The 16,476-nt window shown below is 65.2% G+C and carries 21 protein-coding genes; 4 read left to right on the forward strand and 17 right to left on the reverse strand.

Annotated elements, in window-relative coordinates; genetic code table 11:
• Window positions 1-2: 2 nt before the first annotated feature.
• From RB623_RS06640 to flgB, 13 genes are all read right to left on the reverse strand, one after another.
• Window positions 3-1,013: a flagellin gene (locus RB623_RS06640; RefSeq protein ID WP_308055986.1), complete on the reverse strand. Its 1,011-nt coding sequence runs from the start codon at window positions 1,011-1,013 to the stop codon at window positions 3-5.
• 232 nt (window positions 1,014-1,245) lie between these two features.
• Window positions 1,246-2,241 carry a flagellin gene (locus RB623_RS06645; protein ID WP_308055987.1) on the reverse strand — a complete coding sequence of 332 codons (996 nt, stop codon included), beginning with the start codon at window positions 2,239-2,241 and terminating at the stop codon, window positions 1,246-1,248.
• Between the two features lie 313 nt (window positions 2,242-2,554).
• On the reverse strand, window positions 2,555-3,541 hold the full coding sequence (locus tag RB623_RS06650) for a flagellin (protein WP_308055988.1): 987 nt from the start codon (window positions 3,539-3,541) through the stop codon (window positions 2,555-2,557).
• Window positions 3,542-3,717: 176 nt separating this feature from the next.
• Window positions 3,718-4,449 carry a flagellar type III secretion system pore protein FliP gene (gene fliP, locus RB623_RS06655; protein WP_308055989.1) on the reverse strand — a complete coding sequence of 244 codons (732 nt, stop codon included), beginning with the start codon at window positions 4,447-4,449 and terminating at the stop codon, window positions 3,718-3,720.
• Window positions 4,446-4,979: a flagellar basal body-associated FliL family protein gene (locus RB623_RS06660; protein WP_308055990.1), complete on the reverse strand. Its 534-nt coding sequence runs from the start codon at window positions 4,977-4,979 to the stop codon at window positions 4,446-4,448. The genes fliP and RB623_RS06660 overlap by 4 nt, the downstream gene beginning before the upstream one ends.
• A gap of 13 nt (window positions 4,980-4,992) precedes the next feature.
• The gene (gene flgH / locus RB623_RS06665; protein ID WP_308055991.1) at window positions 4,993-5,697 is read right to left on the reverse strand and encodes a flagellar basal body L-ring protein FlgH; all 705 of its coding nucleotides are present in this window, start codon (window positions 5,695-5,697) and stop codon (window positions 4,993-4,995) included.
• A complete protein-coding gene (locus RB623_RS06670) occupies window positions 5,694-6,218 on the reverse strand; it encodes a MotE family protein (RefSeq protein WP_308055992.1) in 525 nt (174 codons plus the stop codon). The genes flgH and RB623_RS06670 overlap by 4 nt, the downstream gene beginning before the upstream one ends.
• A 1-nt stretch (window position 6,219) precedes the next feature.
• Window positions 6,220-7,422: a flagellar basal body P-ring protein FlgI gene (locus tag RB623_RS06675; protein ID WP_308055993.1), complete on the reverse strand. Its 1,203-nt coding sequence runs from the start codon at window positions 7,420-7,422 to the stop codon at window positions 6,220-6,222.
• Window positions 7,422-7,883 (reverse strand): flagellar basal body P-ring formation chaperone FlgA, encoded by a 462-nt coding sequence (gene flgA, locus RB623_RS06680; protein WP_308055994.1) that lies wholly within the window; start codon window positions 7,881-7,883, stop codon window positions 7,422-7,424. The genes RB623_RS06675 and flgA overlap by 1 nt, the downstream gene beginning before the upstream one ends.
• Window positions 7,884-7,888: 5 nt before the next feature.
• A complete protein-coding gene (gene flgG / locus RB623_RS06685) occupies window positions 7,889-8,677 on the reverse strand; it encodes a flagellar basal-body rod protein FlgG (protein ID WP_308055995.1) in 789 nt (262 codons plus the stop codon).
• Between the two features lie 10 nt (window positions 8,678-8,687).
• Complete coding sequence (locus tag RB623_RS06690) at window positions 8,688-9,011, reverse strand: flagellar hook-basal body complex protein FliE (protein ID WP_308055996.1); 324 nt, start codon at window positions 9,009-9,011, stop codon at window positions 8,688-8,690.
• A complete protein-coding gene (flgC, locus tag RB623_RS06695; RefSeq protein WP_308055997.1) occupies window positions 9,008-9,427 on the reverse strand; it encodes a flagellar basal body rod protein FlgC in 420 nt (139 codons plus the stop codon). Before flgC ends, RB623_RS06690 begins: the two co-directional genes overlap by 4 nt.
• A 4-nt stretch (window positions 9,428-9,431) precedes the next feature.
• Complete coding sequence (gene flgB, locus RB623_RS06700; RefSeq protein WP_308055998.1) at window positions 9,432-9,809, reverse strand: flagellar basal body rod protein FlgB; 378 nt, start codon at window positions 9,807-9,809, stop codon at window positions 9,432-9,434.
• Window positions 9,810-10,007: 198 nt separating this feature from the next.
• On the opposite strand from flgB, the gene RB623_RS06705 reads away from it, so the two are divergent.
• The gene (locus RB623_RS06705; protein WP_308055999.1) at window positions 10,008-10,355 is read left to right on the forward strand and encodes an antitoxin Xre/MbcA/ParS toxin-binding domain-containing protein; all 348 of its coding nucleotides are present in this window, start codon (window positions 10,008-10,010) and stop codon (window positions 10,353-10,355) included.
• 65 nt (window positions 10,356-10,420) lie between these two features.
• A complete protein-coding gene (locus RB623_RS06710) occupies window positions 10,421-10,912 on the forward strand; it encodes an RES family NAD+ phosphorylase (protein WP_308056000.1) in 492 nt (163 codons plus the stop codon).
• A gap of 36 nt (window positions 10,913-10,948) precedes the next feature.
• Here RB623_RS06710 and RB623_RS06715 read toward each other — a convergent pair whose 3' ends face one another.
• The 4 genes from RB623_RS06715 to RB623_RS06730 are packed head-to-tail and all read right to left on the reverse strand — an operon-like array spanning window position 10,949 to window position 14,447.
• Window positions 10,949-11,572 (reverse strand): hypothetical protein, encoded by a 624-nt coding sequence (locus RB623_RS06715; RefSeq protein ID WP_308056001.1) that lies wholly within the window; start codon window positions 11,570-11,572, stop codon window positions 10,949-10,951.
• Complete coding sequence (gene fliI / locus RB623_RS06720) at window positions 11,553-12,971, reverse strand: flagellar protein export ATPase FliI (RefSeq protein WP_374121646.1); 1,419 nt, start codon at window positions 12,969-12,971, stop codon at window positions 11,553-11,555. The genes RB623_RS06715 and fliI overlap by 20 nt, the downstream gene beginning before the upstream one ends.
• On the reverse strand, window positions 12,940-13,665 hold the full coding sequence (flgF, locus tag RB623_RS06725; RefSeq protein ID WP_308056002.1) for a flagellar basal-body rod protein FlgF: 726 nt from the start codon (window positions 13,663-13,665) through the stop codon (window positions 12,940-12,942). Before flgF ends, fliI begins: the two co-directional genes overlap by 32 nt.
• Before the next feature lie 2 nt (window positions 13,666-13,667).
• Window positions 13,668-14,447: a DUF1217 domain-containing protein gene (locus RB623_RS06730; protein ID WP_308056003.1), complete on the reverse strand. Its 780-nt coding sequence runs from the start codon at window positions 14,445-14,447 to the stop codon at window positions 13,668-13,670.
• Between the two features lie 165 nt (window positions 14,448-14,612).
• Here RB623_RS06730 and motA point away from each other — a divergent pair, with 165 nt between their 5' ends.
• Together motA and RB623_RS06740 are read left to right on the forward strand one after the other, a co-directional pair.
• Entirely contained in the window at window positions 14,613-15,503 is an 891-nt protein-coding gene (gene motA / locus RB623_RS06735; protein WP_308056004.1) for a flagellar motor stator protein MotA, read from the forward strand.
• A gap of 34 nt (window positions 15,504-15,537) precedes the next feature.
• The gene (locus tag RB623_RS06740) at window positions 15,538-16,470 is read left to right on the forward strand and encodes a FliM/FliN family flagellar motor switch protein (RefSeq protein WP_308056005.1); all 933 of its coding nucleotides are present in this window, start codon (window positions 15,538-15,540) and stop codon (window positions 16,468-16,470) included.
• Window positions 16,471-16,476 lie beyond the last annotated feature (6 nt).

The following is a 16,476-nucleotide window of genomic DNA, read 5'->3' on the forward strand; positions in this document are numbered from 1 at the left end:
TTTTACCCGTTCTGGAACAGCGAGAGCACGCGCTGGGCGTTGGAATTGGCGATCGACAGCGCCTGTATGCCAAGCTGCTGCTGCACCTGGAGCGCCTGGAGGCGGGTCGATTCCTTGTTCATGTCGGCGTCGACGAGCTGGCCGACGCCACGCTCGATCGAGTCCATCAGGCTCGTCATGAAGGTTTTCTGCTGGTCGATCTGTTTCTTGGCGGCGCCGAGGATGACGGCTCCGTCCTGCATCTCGCCCAAAGTCTCGTCGACGACCCTGATCATCTGCGCGATCTGCGCGTCGCCGTAGCCGACGACCGTCAGCGAGGCGACGGCATAACCGTCATTGGCGGCGGGCGCGGCGCCCGGCGTGGTCGGGTTGGTGGCGGTGTTGGCGCGGATGCCGGTGGTGCCGAGGCGCAGCCCTTCGAGAATGCCCTTGTTGACCTGGTCGGCGGCGCCGGCGCCGGCATCGTAGAGTTTTATGCTCTGCACCTTGATCTTGATTGTGCCGAGCGTGACGTTGCCGGCGGCGTCGCGGTTGAAGGCCGAAACGATCTGCGCGTCGTTGTGGACGCCGGCGGCGGTGTGGCCTGCCGCAACGGTGGAGCTGACGGACAGCCAGTTGGCGCCGGAAAAAGTGGCGGCGTCGGCGTAGCTCTTCAACTGGCCCTGGAGGGCCGAGATTTCGGTCTGGATCTTCTCCTTGTCGGCCGGCGTGGCACCGGTGGCGGCCACCACCTTGACCTTGATGTCGTTGACCAGCTCGATCGCCTTGTTCATCGCGGTGTAGGCGGTGTCGACCTTGGAGGCGCCGAGGCCGAGCGCGTCCTGCACCGTGGACATGGCGCCACGGTCGGAGCGCATCGTGGTGGCGATCGACCAGTAGGCGGCGTTGTCGGCGGCCTCGGCGACCCGGTAGCCGGTGGAAATCCTGGATTGAATGGTATCGAGCTGCTTGTTGGTCGCGCTCAGGCTTTGCAGCGCCGTCAGCGCCGATGCGTTCGTCATGATGCTAGACACGAAACCACCCCATCCCAAGCCGCCGCCGAATCACCGGATATTGGCGCATTCCACGGGCAGGCGTAAGCCTTGATTAACCATGAGTACAAGCAACATGGTTAACGCCGTCTTAAGCGACTACGGTGACGTGGCCGTTTCGGTTAACCGGCAGAGGCGGATGGCCAAAAGGGAAGGGCCGCGCTTCGGTCGAAGCGCGGCCCTTTAAGTTCAGAAATAAGGTGGCGGCGGGGTCTTAGCCGCGGAACAGCGACAGAATCGACTGCGAGTTGCCGTTGGCGATCGACAGCGCCTGGATGCCCAACTGCTGCTGCACCTGAAGGGCCTGGAGGCGGGTCGATTCCTTGTTCATGTCGGCGTCGACCAACTGGCCGATGCCGCGGTCGATCGAGTCCATCAGGCTCGACGTGAAGGTCTTCTGGAGGTCGACGCGCGTCTTCGCCGCGCCCAGATTGGTCGCGGCGGTGGTCATTTCCTTGAGCGCGGCTTCCACCACGGTCAGCATCTGGCCGATCTGCGCGTCGCTGTGACCCTTCACCGACAGCGTCGAGACCTTGTAGGTGTCGCCGGCGGCCGGCACGGCGCCGGCCGTCGGGGCTTGCGCTGTCGCATTGCGCGCGCCGGTGGTGCCGAGACGGTCGGCATCGAGAATGCCGTCGTTCAAGCCTGTGGCGGTGGTGTAGGCTTCGTAGAGTTTTATGTCTTGCACCTTCACGTCGATGGTCGACAGCGTCACCGCGCCCGACGCGTCGCGGTTGAAGGAGGCGACGATCTTGATGTCGTTGAAGGTGCCGGCGGTGGTATGGCCGCTAGTGGTGTCGACCGACAGCCAGTTGGCGCCGGAGAATGTCGCGGCGTCGGCATAGCTCTTGATCTGGCCCTGCAGGGCCTTGATCTCGATGTCGTATTTTTCCTTGTCTGCGGCCGATGCGCCGTTGGCGGCTACCAGCTTGACCTTGATGTCGTTGACCAGTTCGATCGCCTTGTTCATGCCGGTATAGGCGGTGTCGATCTTGGAAGCGCCGAGGCCGAGCGCGTCCTGAACGGTAGACAGCGCCTTGTTGTCGGAGCGCATGGTGGTGGCGATCGACCAGTAGGCGGCGTTGTCGGCGGCTTCGGAAACGCGGAAGCCGGTGGAAATGCGGCTCTGGGTGACTTCGAGGTTCTTGTTGGTGGCGTTGAGGGTCTGCAGCGCGGTCATCGCCGCGGCGTTGGTCATGATGCTGGCCATGGATACTCACCTGACAGTAAGCGGTACGGAACAGGCATACCGGATCGACCGGTATGACGGCGCGGCATCATGCCCATGATCGATTTCTGGTGATCAACCCGTCATTGTCGCGGCCGACTATGACGGCGCAGGTTTACCAAACGCATAAGCGTTATGGTTAAGCGGCGGTAAATGCCCGATTTTACGAAGGACGGAACCGGCGGCTGCTCAATGTTCCAATGGCGGCGACTTCGTCGCGCCATACGTAAAGCAGGCGGGCCGCGCTCCCCCCCGGAACGCGGCCCGCCAAAAAGATGTTGCCTGGACGGTTCGCTTAGCGGAACAGCGACAGGATCGACTGCGAGTTGCCGTTGGCGATCGACAGCGCCTGGATGCCGAGCTGCTGCTGGACCTGGAGGGCCTGCAACCGGGTCGACTCCTTGTTCATGTCGGCGTCGACGAGTTGGCCGATGCCGCGGTCGATGGAGTCCATCAGGCTGGAGGTGAAGGTCTTCTGCAGGTCGACACGGGTCTTGACGGCGCCGAGATTGGTCGCGGCGGTGGTCATTTCCTTCAGTGCCGCTTCGGTCACCGTCAGCATCTTGGTGATCTGCGCATCGCTGAAACCCTTCACCGAGAGCGTCGAGACCGTATAGGTGTCGGTCGCGGCGTCGGTGCCGGCCGTCGGAGCCGAGGCAGCCGCCTGGCGGGCGCCGGTGGTGCCGAGCCGCACGGCGTCGAGGATGCCGTCGGTGGTGCCGTCGGTCGAGCCGCCGTCATACAGCTTGATGTCCTGCACCTTCACGTCGATGGTCGAGATCGACGCGGTGCCGGCAGCGTTGCGGTTGAAGGAGGCGACGATCTTGACGTCATCGAAAGTGCCGGCGGCAGCGTGGCCGCTGGTGGTGTCGACCGACAGCCAGTTGGCGCCGGAGAAGGTTGCGGAATCGGCATAGCTCTTGATCTGGCCCTGCAGGGCCTTGATCTCGATGTCGTATTTTTCCTTGTCGGCGGCCGAGGCGCCGTTGGCGGCCACCAGCTTGGTCTTGATGTCGTTGACCAGTTCGATCGCCTTGTTCATGCCGGTATAGGCGGTGTCGATCTTGGAGGCGCCGAGGCCGAGCGCGTCCTGAACGGTCGACAGCGCCTTGTTGTCGGAGCGCATGGTGGTGGCAATCGACCAGTAGGCGGCGTTGTCGGCCGCCTCGGCGACGCGGAAGCCGGTGGAAATGCGGCTCTGGGTGGCTTCGAGGTTCTTGTTGGTGGCGTTGAGGGTCTGGAGCGCCGTCATTGCCGACGCATTGGTCATGATACTGGCCATGATACTGGACCTTACTCGTAATCATACTGAACAGGCATACCGGCTCGACCGGTATGACGGTGCGGCATCATGCCCATGATCGAATAAGATCACCCCCGCCATGCGAGGGGGAACATCGCAGGGAGTCCCTACCAAACGCGTAAGTCGAAAGGTGAACGTTTCGTAAAAGGTAAACGCTACATAAAAGATCGCACGAGGCTGCCGACCAGCAGGTTCCAGCCGTCGATGAGCACGAAAAACAGCAGCTTGAACGGCAGCGAGATCACCGTCGGCGGCAGCATCATCATGCCCATAGCCATGGTGATGGTGGCGACGATCAGGTCTATCACCAGGAACGGCAGTACGATCAGGAAGCCGATCTCGAAGCCGCGGCGGATCTCCGAGATCATGAAGGCCGGCACCAGGATGCGCAGGTCGACATTCTCGACCGACACCGTTTGGCCGCGCTCGCGGGCGAGGTCGGCGAACAGGTCGAGGTCCTTGTCGCGGACGTTGCGCATCATGAAGTCGCGGAACGGGTCGGAGATGCGCTCCAGCGCCACCGTCTCGTCGATCTGGTTGGCCATCAGCGGCCTGACCCCGTCGTTCCAGGCCCGATCGAAGGTCGGCGCCATCACGTAGAAGGTCATGAACAGCGACAGGCTGATCAGGATCAGATTGGCCGGCGTGGTCTGCAGGCCGATGCCGGCGCGCAGGATCGAGAAGGCGATGACGAAGCGGGTGAAGCTTGTCGCCATGATCAGCAGGCCGGGCGCGATCGACAGCACCGTGATCAGGCCGAACATCTGGATGATGTAGCCGATGGTGGTGCCGTCGGCCTGGCCGATCTGGCCGAGGTCGATCTGCTGGGCGCTGGCCGCACCGGTGGCGGCGAGAAGCGCCAGAAGGGTCAGGAAAAAGCGCTTCATTCGAACAGCAGCGTCCTGATGAGCACCTGCCGGACATGGCCGTCGCTGCGGACGCGGGCGCGATCCTCGAGATCGGCCTTGAGGTGCTGATAGCCGCTCGGCCCCTCGATCTGGTGCAGCTTCAGCGTACGCATATAGGCGAACAGATCCTGGTGGACAGCCTCGACAAGCTCGGCCGGCTGCGGCGCATCGAGCACGAGCGCGAGTTCCATGCGCACCCAGATCTTGCTGGGCGCGGCGAGGTTGGTGGTCATCGGCGCCAGCGGCACCAGCAGCGGATTGCCGGCCGCCTGATCACTATGGCTGGCTTCGCCACCCGCGGCGGCGCCATACCCGCCTTTGGCAGCCGTGCCGTGGTCGGCCGCGGCGGCCTTGCCCCCGGTGGCGGCTTCGGCGCCTTCCATGCCGAGATAGCCGCCGGCAAACCAGCCGCCGCCGACGGCCGCCGCCGTCATGACCAGCAGCACGGCAAGCTGCACGATCATGGACGGACCTTTCGCAGGTGGGGCGGTCTGGTCGGTGATGGCCATCGTCGCAGCGGGATCAGAAAGGAAGAACCTGGTCGGCGACCTGCTGGCCCCAGCCGGGCTGCTGGACTTCCGACAGGCGGCCGCGGCCGCCGTAGGAGATGCGCGCCTCGGCGATGCGGTCGTAGGCGATGGTGTTTTCCGGCCCGATGTCCATGGGCCGGACGATGCCGGCGATGGTCAGCACGCGCAATTCGTAGTTGACGCGCACCTCCTGCGAACCGTGGATCATCAGGTTGCCGTTGGGCATCACGTCGGTGACGACGGCCGCGACCCTGAGATTGATGTCTTCGGAGCGCTCGGTGGCGGCCTTGCCGTCGGTGACGGTGGTCGAGCCGATGGCGCCCGAGCCGCTCGCCTCACCTGTCTTGGTGCCGTTCCAGTCGCCGGAGAAGGTGAGGTCCATCGAGCGTTCCGCCACGCGGCTGCGGTCGGATTCGTTCTTGAATTTTGCGCGGTCGCTGATCGAGATACGGACGGTGAGGATGTCGCCGGTGGTGATGGCGCGTGGATCGGTGAACAGCCGGCTCTGCTTGTCGTTCCACAGCGAAAAGCGCTTCACCGGCTGCGACCGTGGCTCGGCGTAGCCGCTCTCCGAGGAAGGCACGAGCGCCACGCCGGATCCGACCGGCGACATGGAGGGCGCCTTGTTAACTTCCTTCAAACTGCTGCTGCAGCCGGCGAGCAGGGCAAGCGCGGCGAGCGCGAGGATTGTTCTCATGACGGGTCTTCCCTGCGGGCAGCGCTCGCCATGATCCCGGTGAGCGTGGCGGCGGCCTTGCTGTCCATCTCGTTGAGGATGACGCCCGCCTTGCGCGAATCGAGCTTCATCAGGATGCCGGCGGCGAGCTTGACGTTGAGCTCGGCCAGCCGCTCGGCGGCGGCGTCGGGTTTCATCGTGGCGTAGATTTTCACCACGCCGTCCTCGGCCTGGGCGAGAAACACTTCGCGCCGCTTCATCCAGCTCTCATATTCGGCGCGCTTTTGCTCGAGCCGCTTGATGCGCTGGTCGATGTCGTCCTTGAGCTTCTTCAGTTCCATCGCCTGCAGTGAGTAGCGGCGGTCGCGCGCGGCGTCGGCAATGCCGGTGCAGAACTTTTCGATCTCGGACGGCGTCTGCGTGCTCGAAAGCGGAATGGTTTCGGTGGCGGCGGGTACGCTCGAGGCCAGCATGAGCACGGCGGCGGCGACCCCAGCCTGGAGACGTCGGCCGGCGAAGCTGCGGGGCAGGGCGGCCGTCATCTTACTGCACCACCAGGTCGGCCTGCAGGGCGCCGGCCGACTTGATGCCCTGGAGGATGGCGATGATGCCGTCCGGCTTCACCCCGAGGCGGTTCAGGCCGGCAACCAGTGTCTGCAGGTCGGGACCGTCGAGCACCGCCACCTTGGCGTCTGGTTGGCCGGCCTCGATCGCCGTGAACGGCTCGACCGCGGTGACGCCGTCGGAGAAGGGCTCCGGCTGGACGATGCGCGGCGCCTCGGTGACGCGCACCGTGAGCGTGCCGTGGCTGACGGCCACGCGCGAGATCTTTACTTCGTTGCCGATGACGATGGTGCCGGTGCGCTCGTCCAGCACGACGCGGGCCGGCGAATCCGACTCGACCACGAGATTTTCGAGCTCGGCGAAGAAACGCGCGGCTGAAATCTCCCCCGGCTTCTTGATGATCACCGTGCGCGAATCCTGTTCGGCGGCGACGCGACGGCCGAAACGCTCCATCGAATAATCGTTGATCGTGTCGGCGATGCGCACGGCGGTGGAGAAGTCGGCATTGCGCAGTTGCAGGATCAGCGTGCCGAGATTGGCGAATTCGGCCTCGACCTGCCGCTCGACGATGGCGCCGTTTGGTACACGGCCGGAGGTGGGCACGCCCTGCGTCAGCGTTTCGGCCTCGCCCTGCGCGGTGAAACCGGAGACGAAGACGGATCCCTGGGCGACCGCGTAGATCTCGCCGTTGGCCGCCTTCAGCGGCGTCATCACCAGCGTGCCGCCCTGCAGCGAGGTGGCGTCGCCGAGCGAGGACACCGACACGTCGATGCGCGCGCCGGACTGGACGAAGGGCGGCAGATTGGCGGTGACGATGACCGCGGCCACGTTCTTGGCGCGCAAGCGCCCGTCCTCGCTGGCGATGCCGAGGTTTTCCAGCATGGCGCGGATCGACTGCTCGGTGAAAGGCGAATTGCGCAGCCCGTCGCCGCTGCCGTTCAACCCGATCACCAGGCCGTAGCCGACGAGCTGGTTGTCGCGCGAGCTCTGCAACTGGGCGATGTCCTTGATGCGCGCCGTCGGCAGGTTGCGGCCGTCGTAGAGCACGGTCTGGTCGCCGTAGCTGCCGTCGCCGGCGCCCTTGTCGCCCGGCCCCAGCCTTCGCCCGGCGCGCGCGTCGTCCGCGGCTGCCGCCTGGCAGCCGAGCGCGAAAGCCAGCAGGAGGGTGGCCAGGCGCTTCATCAGCCGCCGATCCTGACCCTGCCGTCGGCCATGACGACGCCCGAGACGATCTTGCCGCTGTCGATGTTGCGTACCTTCACCACGTCGCCGATCGAGCCCGGCTGCAGGGTGACGGCGCTGGCCGAAATCGACAGGGCGCCGGTCATGAAGACCATCTCCACCGGCACGCCCTTCTCGACCACATAGGCCTCGCGCAGCGCGGTGGCTTGTACGTAGCGGCCGGGCAGCAGGGTGCGCTTGGCGACCTTGCCCTCCAGCGCGTCGAGCACGACGACGACGTTGTCCGGCGCCACCTTGCCCTCCGCCAGCACGACCTGCTTCAGCGCATCCGCCTCGACCGTCTCGCCGGGATAGATGACGCGGCTGGGCACCAGCACGACTTCGGCGGACATGGCCGGCGCGGCCCATGACGCGGCGAGCAGGGCGGCGGCGGCGAAGCGGGACAGGGCGTGGCGGATCATCGCCGTCACCGGATATTCTTGGAGACGACGGCGGCCATTTCGTCGGCGGCCTGGATGACCTTCGAGTTCATCTCATAGGCGCGCTGCGCCGAGATCAGCTCGGTGATTTCCTTCACCGGATCTACGTTGGAGGCCTCCAGATAACCCTGCTCGACCTCGGCGAAGCCGGGATCGCCGGGCATGCCGACCGTGGCCGGGCCGGAGGCTGGCGTCTCGCGAAACAGGTTGTCGCCCATGGCGGCCAGCCCGGCCTCGTTGGAGAAGCTGGCGAGCTGCAACTGGCCGAGTAATTGAAGGTCGACCTGGCCGTCGATCCGGGCGAACACCTCGCCGGACTTGTTGACGACGACCTCGACCGCGTCGGCGGGCACGGTGATGTTGGGCTGCACGGTGTAGCCGTCCAGGGTAATCAGTTGCCCGGTGGCGTTGGTGTTGAAGGCGCCGGAGCGCGTATAGAGCGTCTCGCCGTCGGCGCCGTCGATCTGGAACCAGCCATTGCCGGTCAGCGCCAGGTCGAACTTGTTGCCGGTGCTGATCAGATTGCCCTGGATGTGCAGGTTGCGCACCGCCGCCGTCTTGACGCCGAGGCCGATGCTGACGCCTTCCGGCACGACGCTGGCATTGGCGCGGCTGGGCACGCCCTGCATGCGGTCGACCTGGTAGAGCAGGTCGGTGAACTCGGCGCGGGCGCGCTTGAAGCCGGTGGTGTTGATGTTGGCGATGTTGTTGGCGATGACTTCCAGGTTGGTCTGCTGGGCGTTCATGCCGGTGGCGGCGATGGAGAGGGCGCGCATCAGAAAACTCCTAGATCGCCATTCGGCTGACATCGAGATAGGCGGTGACGATCTTGTCGCGGATGGCGACCGCCGCCTGGAACGACTGCTCGGCGCTCATCACCGCGTCGACGGTCTGGCGCATGTCGCCCTTGCCCTGCAGCACCTCGACCGACATCTGCTCGGCCGCCTTCAACTTGTCGACCGAGCGGCCGGCGGTCTCGGCCAGCACCGAGGCGAAGGACACGCCGGTCTCGACGGCGGCGCTGCCGGCCGTAGGCGTGGTTGGGCTCAGCACGCCGCCGGCGGTGCCAGTCAGAAAATTCGGGCCGATCGGGCCGAGGCCGGAGATCATGACTGCGGCCTCATCAGGTCGATGGTCATCGAGATCAGCGAGCGCGCCTGCTTGATCACCTGCAGGTTCGCCTCGTAGGAGCGGTTGGCCTCGGTCATGTCGGCCATCTCGATCAGCACGTTGACATTGGGCATCTTGACGTAGCCGTTGGCGTCGGCGGCCTCGTGGCCGGGCATGAACTCGACCGGAAAATCCGTCTCGTCGTGGCCGATCTTCAGCACCTCGACGCTCGAACCGCCGGTGGCGCGATCGAGCTCGGCGGCGAAGGTGATGGTCTTGCGCTGATACGGGTCGGCGCCCGGCGCGTCGCCGGTCGACTGGGCGTTAGCGAGGTTTTCGGAAACCACGCGCAGCCGTTCCGATTGGGCGGAGAGGCCCGATGCGGCGACCTTCAGGGCGGAGGTAAGGGCGTCCATGGCGCTACCTGACGCTCATCAGCATCATGCGGTGAAAGGCCTTGACGATCGCCGTGTTCATCTCGAAGGAACGCCCGACTTCGCCGGCCTTCATCAGTTCCTGCTCCATCACGACGGTGTTTTCGGAGGGCAGAATTGCCGTGGTGCGGTCGTCGTCGCGGCTGCGGAAATTCACCTCGCTGGCCCGGGCGCCGAAATGGCCGTCCTGCGTCGCCGTCAGGCTGACGCCGGTGCGCTCCAGCACTTTTTCGAACGGCTCGACGTCGACGGCGCGGTAGCCGGGCGTGTTGGCGTTGGCGACATTGCCGGCAACCGCCGCCTGGCGCGCCGAAAGCCATTCGGCCTGCTGCGAAGCGAGGTGAAAGAGGTTGACGGGCTGCATGGCCTGATCCGGATTCCGGGCGTTCTTGCGAACTCTAGGCGGCCAGTCTTGCGCGGGGCTTGTGAGGGAGACTGTCAGCCCGAGTTTGCTTGACGGTCTCATTTTCGTTTCATATCTTTGCGGCATGAAACGAGAATGGAACTAATAGGGCGAAGGCACCTTGCCGAAAGCTCATCTTTTTAGGAACCGAAGAAGAAGATGGCTCCTGCACAAAGCACTGTCGCGCGTTTCATCGGAGAGCTGGAAAGCAACGGCGGGCTCCGGGGTACGGACATCGCGAACATCACGGATGTGTCGAAAGCGACGGTTTCGCGCTGGCGGAGCGGCGCCGCAAAACCGCAGCCGAGCAACGAGCTGCGTATTTCCGATCTGCATTACGTCGTGGGGCGCTTGCAGGAGTATTATTCCGGCGAGGAGATCAGGATCTGGCTTTACGCCCGTCACCCGCAACTGGATGGTGCAAGGGCGATCGACCTGATTCACTCCGACAGGACGGACGAGGTTCTTCAGATTCTGAATCGGCTGGATGCCGGCGCATATCTTTAGGAATGGCTCGTCCCCCACGCGACATCCGACTTGTCGATGCCCTAGATGGCCGTCCGCGTTTACCGTTGGACGAAGTTGTCTGGAGGGTGGCCCGCGAGGGCCGTGATCCAACCGATTGCGGCGCATCAGGCGGCCGCTGGGATGATACAACCTTCGACGTTCTCTATACTTCCCGGACCCGTGAAGGCGCTCTAGCCGAAATGCTCTTTCATCTGAGAGCGGGACAGCCTGTCGTGCCTTCGAAGCTGCGCTTCGGACTTCACGAATTGCGCATTCGACTGCGAAACGTGCTCGACCTTTCCTCCCTGCACGCTCTGGAGGCGCTGGGACTGGACACGAGGCAGTACGGGCGGATGTCTTATCTCGAACGGACTGCCGAATATCCGCGTACCCAGGAGATCGCGGAAGTGGCGCATTTTCATGGACATGACGGCCTCCTTGTCCCAAGCGCCCGGTCGAATGCCGTAAATCTGATCGTCTTTTGCGAGCGTGTCGATTCGGACCAGGTGGAGGCCATCAGGGACCATGGAATTGTCGACTGGAACTCGCTGCCATAGTTCGGCGCAGTGCCGTGACCTCCTAAGCCTTCTGCCTCACATCGCTTCCAGTTCCACCACCTTATCATTAGACGTGATCAGCACCCATTTGCCGGCGCGCTGCTCGATGCCGGCGACCTTGCTGTTGTCGGGCAACAGCGAGCCGCGCTGCACCACCCACATGCCGCTGTCGTCGGCGATCATGGCGCGGCCGGCGGCGGCGTAGACCAGCCGGTAGGCGACTGCGTCGCCGGGAAAGGGCTGGTCGAGCGCCTCGGTCGCGCGCTTTTCCTCTTCTTGTCCGTCGGCGCCGGCGCCGACCGTGCCGGTGGCGAAGAGGTCGAGTTGCATCGGCGGAATGTCCTCGGCGGTCATCGGCGCGCCGATGCGCTCGCCGTCCGAACCCAGCATGACCGGCGGCTTCTGGTCGGGATTTCCCTCGAACTTCAGCGCGCGGATGCCGAATTTGTCCTGGTTGAAGAAGATGTACCAGGGAAACACCGCGCAGCCGAAGCCCAGCGCGATGCCAAGGCCGGCGACAATCAGGTCGCTGCGGCGCCGGCGTGCCAGCAGTGGCGAGGACGAATTTCGGCCGCGCCACAGGCGCGAAAAGCTCCGCCGGGCGGCAGGTTTTTGCCTGCCAGCTCCGGGCGGCGCGCGGTCAGGCTTGCTGGGCGGCATGGGGCTTTTCCCTGGGTTTCAGGTAGCGGACGAGGTCGGCGAAGGGATCGGCCGACGGCCGGTCGGCGGGCGACTGGTTGAGCGCCTCGTAAAGCAGCGGCACCTGGCGCACGGCTACGTCGAGTTCCGCATCGGCGCCAGGCTGGTAGCCGCCGAGCAGGCGGATGTCGCGCGTGTCCTCGAAGCGGGCGATCATCGCCTTCAGCTTGGCCACCAGCGCGCGCTGGTCGTCGCTCCAGGCTTTTGGCGCCAGCCGCGAGATTGAGGCTAGGGGGTTGACGGCCGGGTAGCGGCCCTGCTCGCCGATGGCGCGGTCGAGCACGACGTGGCCGTCGAGAATGCCGCGCACCGCATCGGAGACCGGGTCGTTGTGGTCGTCGCCGTCGACCAGCACGGAGATGATGGCGGTGATCGAGCCGGCTCCGTCGGCGCCGGGGCCGGCGCGCTCAAGCAGTTTCGGCAGGTCGGTGAAGACCGAGGGCGGATAGCCGCGCGAGATCGGCGGTTCGCCGGCGCCGATAGCCACCTCGCGCAGCGCATGGGCAAAGCGGGTGATGGAATCGACGACGAGCAGCACGCGGTGGCCCTGGTCGCGAAAGTGCTCGGCGACGCGCATGGCGGTGTCGGGCGCGCGCCTGCGCATCATGGCGCTCTCGTCGCTGGTGGCGACCACGGCGACGGTCTTTTTCATGCCGCGCTCGCCGAGCGTGTCCTCCAGGAATTCGCGCACCTCGCGGCCGCGTTCGCCGACCAGCGACACCACAACCGTATCGAAGGCTTCCGCCGAGGCCAACATGGCGAGCAGCGTCGACTTGCCGACGCCGGAGCCGGCAAAAATGCCGAGCCGCTGGCCGAAGCAGATCGGCGTGAAGATGTCGATGACACGTACGCCGGTGCGGAACCCCGTGCCGACACGCTGGCGCGCCAGCGCTGAGGGCGGGACTGCTTCGCCGGAATGGCGTGCATCGCCCTCGATCATGGACGGGCCGCCGTCGACGGCGCGGCCGAGCGCGTCGATCACCCGCCCGCGCCAGGCGGCATGCGGAACCACCGATAGCGGACCGTGGACGAAGACGAGGTCACCGATACCGGCGTCGGCGGCACGCTCGAACGGCGCCACCATCACGTCACGCGGGCCGATCCGCACGATCTCGCCGCGCCCGCGGCCGCTCTTTCCCCGCAACTCGACGATGTCGCCCAGCCGCGCGGAGCCCGACAGGCCGCCGACAAGATAATGGGTCGGCGAGACCTCGACCACCCTGCCGCCTTGGCGCACAAGGGTGCGGTCGTCGCAAAAACGCGCCCAGCTTCGTTCGATGAGGTCGAGCGGGTCGGAGGGTGCTTGCAAGGGAGTGGCCGAGTTTGCGCTAAGTCTTCGACCCGAGCGTGGCGATCGCATCGCCAAACGTCTGGTCGGTGCCGCGGATCGCCGCGGCGACGTTCTCGAAATTGCGCTGCAGCTCGATCAGCCGCGTCATTTCAAGCATCGGGTTGACGTTGGATTCCTCGACAAACCCCTGCGCCACGCCGATGTCGTTGCGGTCGATGACCGGTTCCGGCGCACCCATCGGCACGATGCCGGAATTGGCGTAGCGGACGAAATTCTCGCCCGGGTCGAAATTATAGAGGCCGAGCGCACCGACGAGTTGGCCCTGCTGGCGCAGCGCGCCGTCGGCGCCGGCGACGGGCGGCCCGTTCTGCGGATCGAGCTGGATCGGCGCGCCGCCGGCGTCGAGCACCGGATGGCCCTGCAGCGTCACCAGGTCGCCGGTGTCGAGCATGGTGAAGCGGCCGTCGCGGGTCATCACGGTGCCCGCAGGCGTCTCGATGCCGAACCAGGCGTCGCCCTGGATGGCGAAGTCGAACGGGTCGCCGGTTTCGCGCAGCGCACCGGCCTCGGTCGACATGAAGGTGTCGCCGCTGGAGGCGAAGGCGACCGCCTTCTGCCCGGTGCCGCTGACCACGTCCTCGAACTTCATGCCGGTGGCGCGGAAGCCGACCGTCGAGGCATTGGCGACGTTGTCGGCGATGGTGTTCAGCCGGCGCTCCAGCGCCACCTGCGCGGAAAGCGCGACGTATAGACCGTCCTGCATCGCTATTTCCTGAGGCCCTGGATGGAGAACAGAAGATTGGTGGAGATGCCGTATTCCGCCGGCTGACTGAACAGCACGCTCATCTGCGAGACCGAGTTGCCCTGCGAGGGGTTGCTCAGCTCCCACAGGCTTGTGAAGCGTTCCAGGAACTTCGACAGTTTCCCGGCATCGGAAAAATCCGCGATGTCGATCTTTTCTTCGAACAGTTTTACCTGCTTATCGATATCGGCGGAGGCGAACGAATCCGGCAGGCCGAGCGCGGTGCGCACGACGCGGCTCAGCGCCGGGTCGGCCAGCACCTCGTAGAAGTTGGTCAGGTCGCCGGCCTTGCGCTCGAAATACAGCGCCAGCCGCACGCCTTCGTTCTGCTTGCCGGCATTTTCCTCCAGCGTCTGGCGCAGATACATGTCGACCGTGCCCTGCTGGGCGCGGGTGCGCACCGTCGTCGTTTCGCCGAAACTGACGAAGTCGAAGGTTTTCACGAATTCGTAGTAGCGCTTGTCGGTCAGCTTGTTGGCGAAACTGTCGGAATCGTCGATGCCTTCCTTCATGGCTTTTACCATGAAGGCCTTGGCGTAGCTCATGTCGCCAAGCCCGTGCGCCTTCATGGCATAGCGGAACAGCCGGTCGTCCTTCATCAGGTCGTCGATCGACTTCACCTGGGTGATGTTGGCGAGATAGTATTCGGTCTCGCGCTTCACCATCGGCTCGGTCTCGACCCGGTCGATCGCCTTGCCGATGTCCTTGGCAATGAGCTGGTAGTCCAGATAGGTGTTGATCACGCGCGCGACTCCGCAGCCTGGTGCAGGCAGAATAGGGCGGGTTCCTTGCGCGAGGCTGAATCCGTTCGACCCGTCCGCGAAGCTTCCCCGCCGCCCATTCAAGCCTCACACAAGGCACGCGGGCTAATCCTTGCACGCTGGCACAATCATGCGAGGGCCTGCCGCGTGGGCATTCTGATCGGACTTGTGGTGACGCTGGGCTGCGTGCTGGGTGGCTTCATGGCCATGGGCGGCCACATCGACGTGCTGATGCAGCCGTGGGAGCTCGTCATCATCGGCGGCGCGGCCGTCGGCTGCTTTCTCGTCGCCAACCCGATGTCGACGGTCAAGGACACCGGCAAGGCGATGCTCGAAGCCTTCAAGCAGGCGGTGCCGAAGGAAAAGGACTATCTCGAAACCCTCGGCGTCTTGCACAGCCTGATGCGCGAGCTGCGCACCAAATCTCGCTCGGAAGTCGAGGCGCATATCGATGATCCGGATAATTCGACGATCTTCCAGATGTTCCCGTCGGTGCTGAAGCGCCACGACCTGACGCACTTCATCTGCGACTATTGCCGCCTCATCATCATCGGCAATGCGCGCTCGCACGAGATCGAGGCGCTGATGGACGAAGAAATCCAGACCATCCGCTCCGACAAGCTGAAATCCTACCACGCCATGGTGCAGGTGGGCGACGGCCTGCCGGCGCTTGGCATCGTGGCTGCGGTGCTGGGCGTGGTGAAGGCGATGGGCGCGCTCGACCAGTCGCCGGAAATCCTCGGCGCGCTGATCGGCGCCGCGCTGGTCGGCACCTTCCTCGGCATCTTCCTGTCCTATGCGGTGGTCGGGCCGATAGCCACCAAGATCAAGATCGTGCGCGAGAAGAACAACCGTCTCTACATCATCGTCAAGCAGACGCTGCTGGCCTACATGAACGGTTCGCTGCCGCAGGTGGCGATCGAGTTCGGCCGCAAGACCATTTCCTCCTACGACCGGCCGTCGATCGACGCGGTCGAGCAGAGCACGCTGAACACCGGCGGCGTCGCCGGCGCCGACACCGCGAAGAAGGCGGCCTGAGTGATGCCGATGCGCCGGGCGGAGCACTCCCTCGATGGTTAGCCCAGGCAGCCCGTCGGACATGCGCGCCTATATCGTCGAGCGCCTGGTCGGCGACACTGGCGAGCCCGACCATATCGGCGCCACAGCGCGCTCGGTGGCGGAGCGCGCCTTGCCGGCGATCCGCAAGGGTTTTGCCGCCAGCCTCGCAACGCCGGTCGGCGTTGACATCGCGTCTGTCGAACTGACCCGCTTCGCAACCGCAAAACCCGACCCGCGTGAGAACGGCGCGATGGCGATAGCCTCCTCGCCGGCCTCGCCGGACGCCATGGTGCTGACGCTGGATTCGCGCTGCGCGGCGGTCCTCGTCTCGGCGCTGTTCGGCGGCGATGCGGATATGCCGGTCGCGGCGATCGGGCGGCCGCTGTCACCGACCGAGATCGACGTTGCGACGATGGCGTTCGAAGAGATCGCCAGGGCAGTGAACGGTTCGGGACCGCGCGCCTTCGCCTTCAATCTTCCGCTGCCGCACGCGATCTCCGGCGCAGCCCTGGCCGAGCGGGTGATCCGCGACGGGCCGGCGGCGCGCGTCGATTTTTCCGTCACCTGCGGCAGCACTTCCGGGCGCCTGTCGATGTTCATGCCGCAGCGCGTGCTGCTCAAGCACCGCGGGGACAAGCACGGCGCGGCGGACCAAGCCGCGGGCGACGATTGGGGCGACCGGTTCGGCGAGGAGGTCATGCGCTCGGCCGTGCGGCTGGAGGCGACCATGCCGCTGGCGCGCATGACGCTGGCCGATCTCGCCTGCCTGCAGCCCGGGCAGGTGATCGAACTCGGCGAGAACGCGCAGGGCGAGGCGAAACTGTCAGCCCGGCACAAGACTCTTTTCGTATGCGAGTTCGGCAAGCTCGGGCTGCACTACACGGTGCGCATCAAGCAGCCGTTCGACGAGCGGCAGGAACTGATCGCGGGGTTGGTTCGGCGCTAGCCGCCG

It is taken from the genome of Mesorhizobium sp. LHD-90 (genome assembly GCF_030929505.1).
In the GTDB taxonomy this organism is placed as follows: domain Bacteria; phylum Pseudomonadota; class Alphaproteobacteria; order Rhizobiales; family Rhizobiaceae; genus Kumtagia.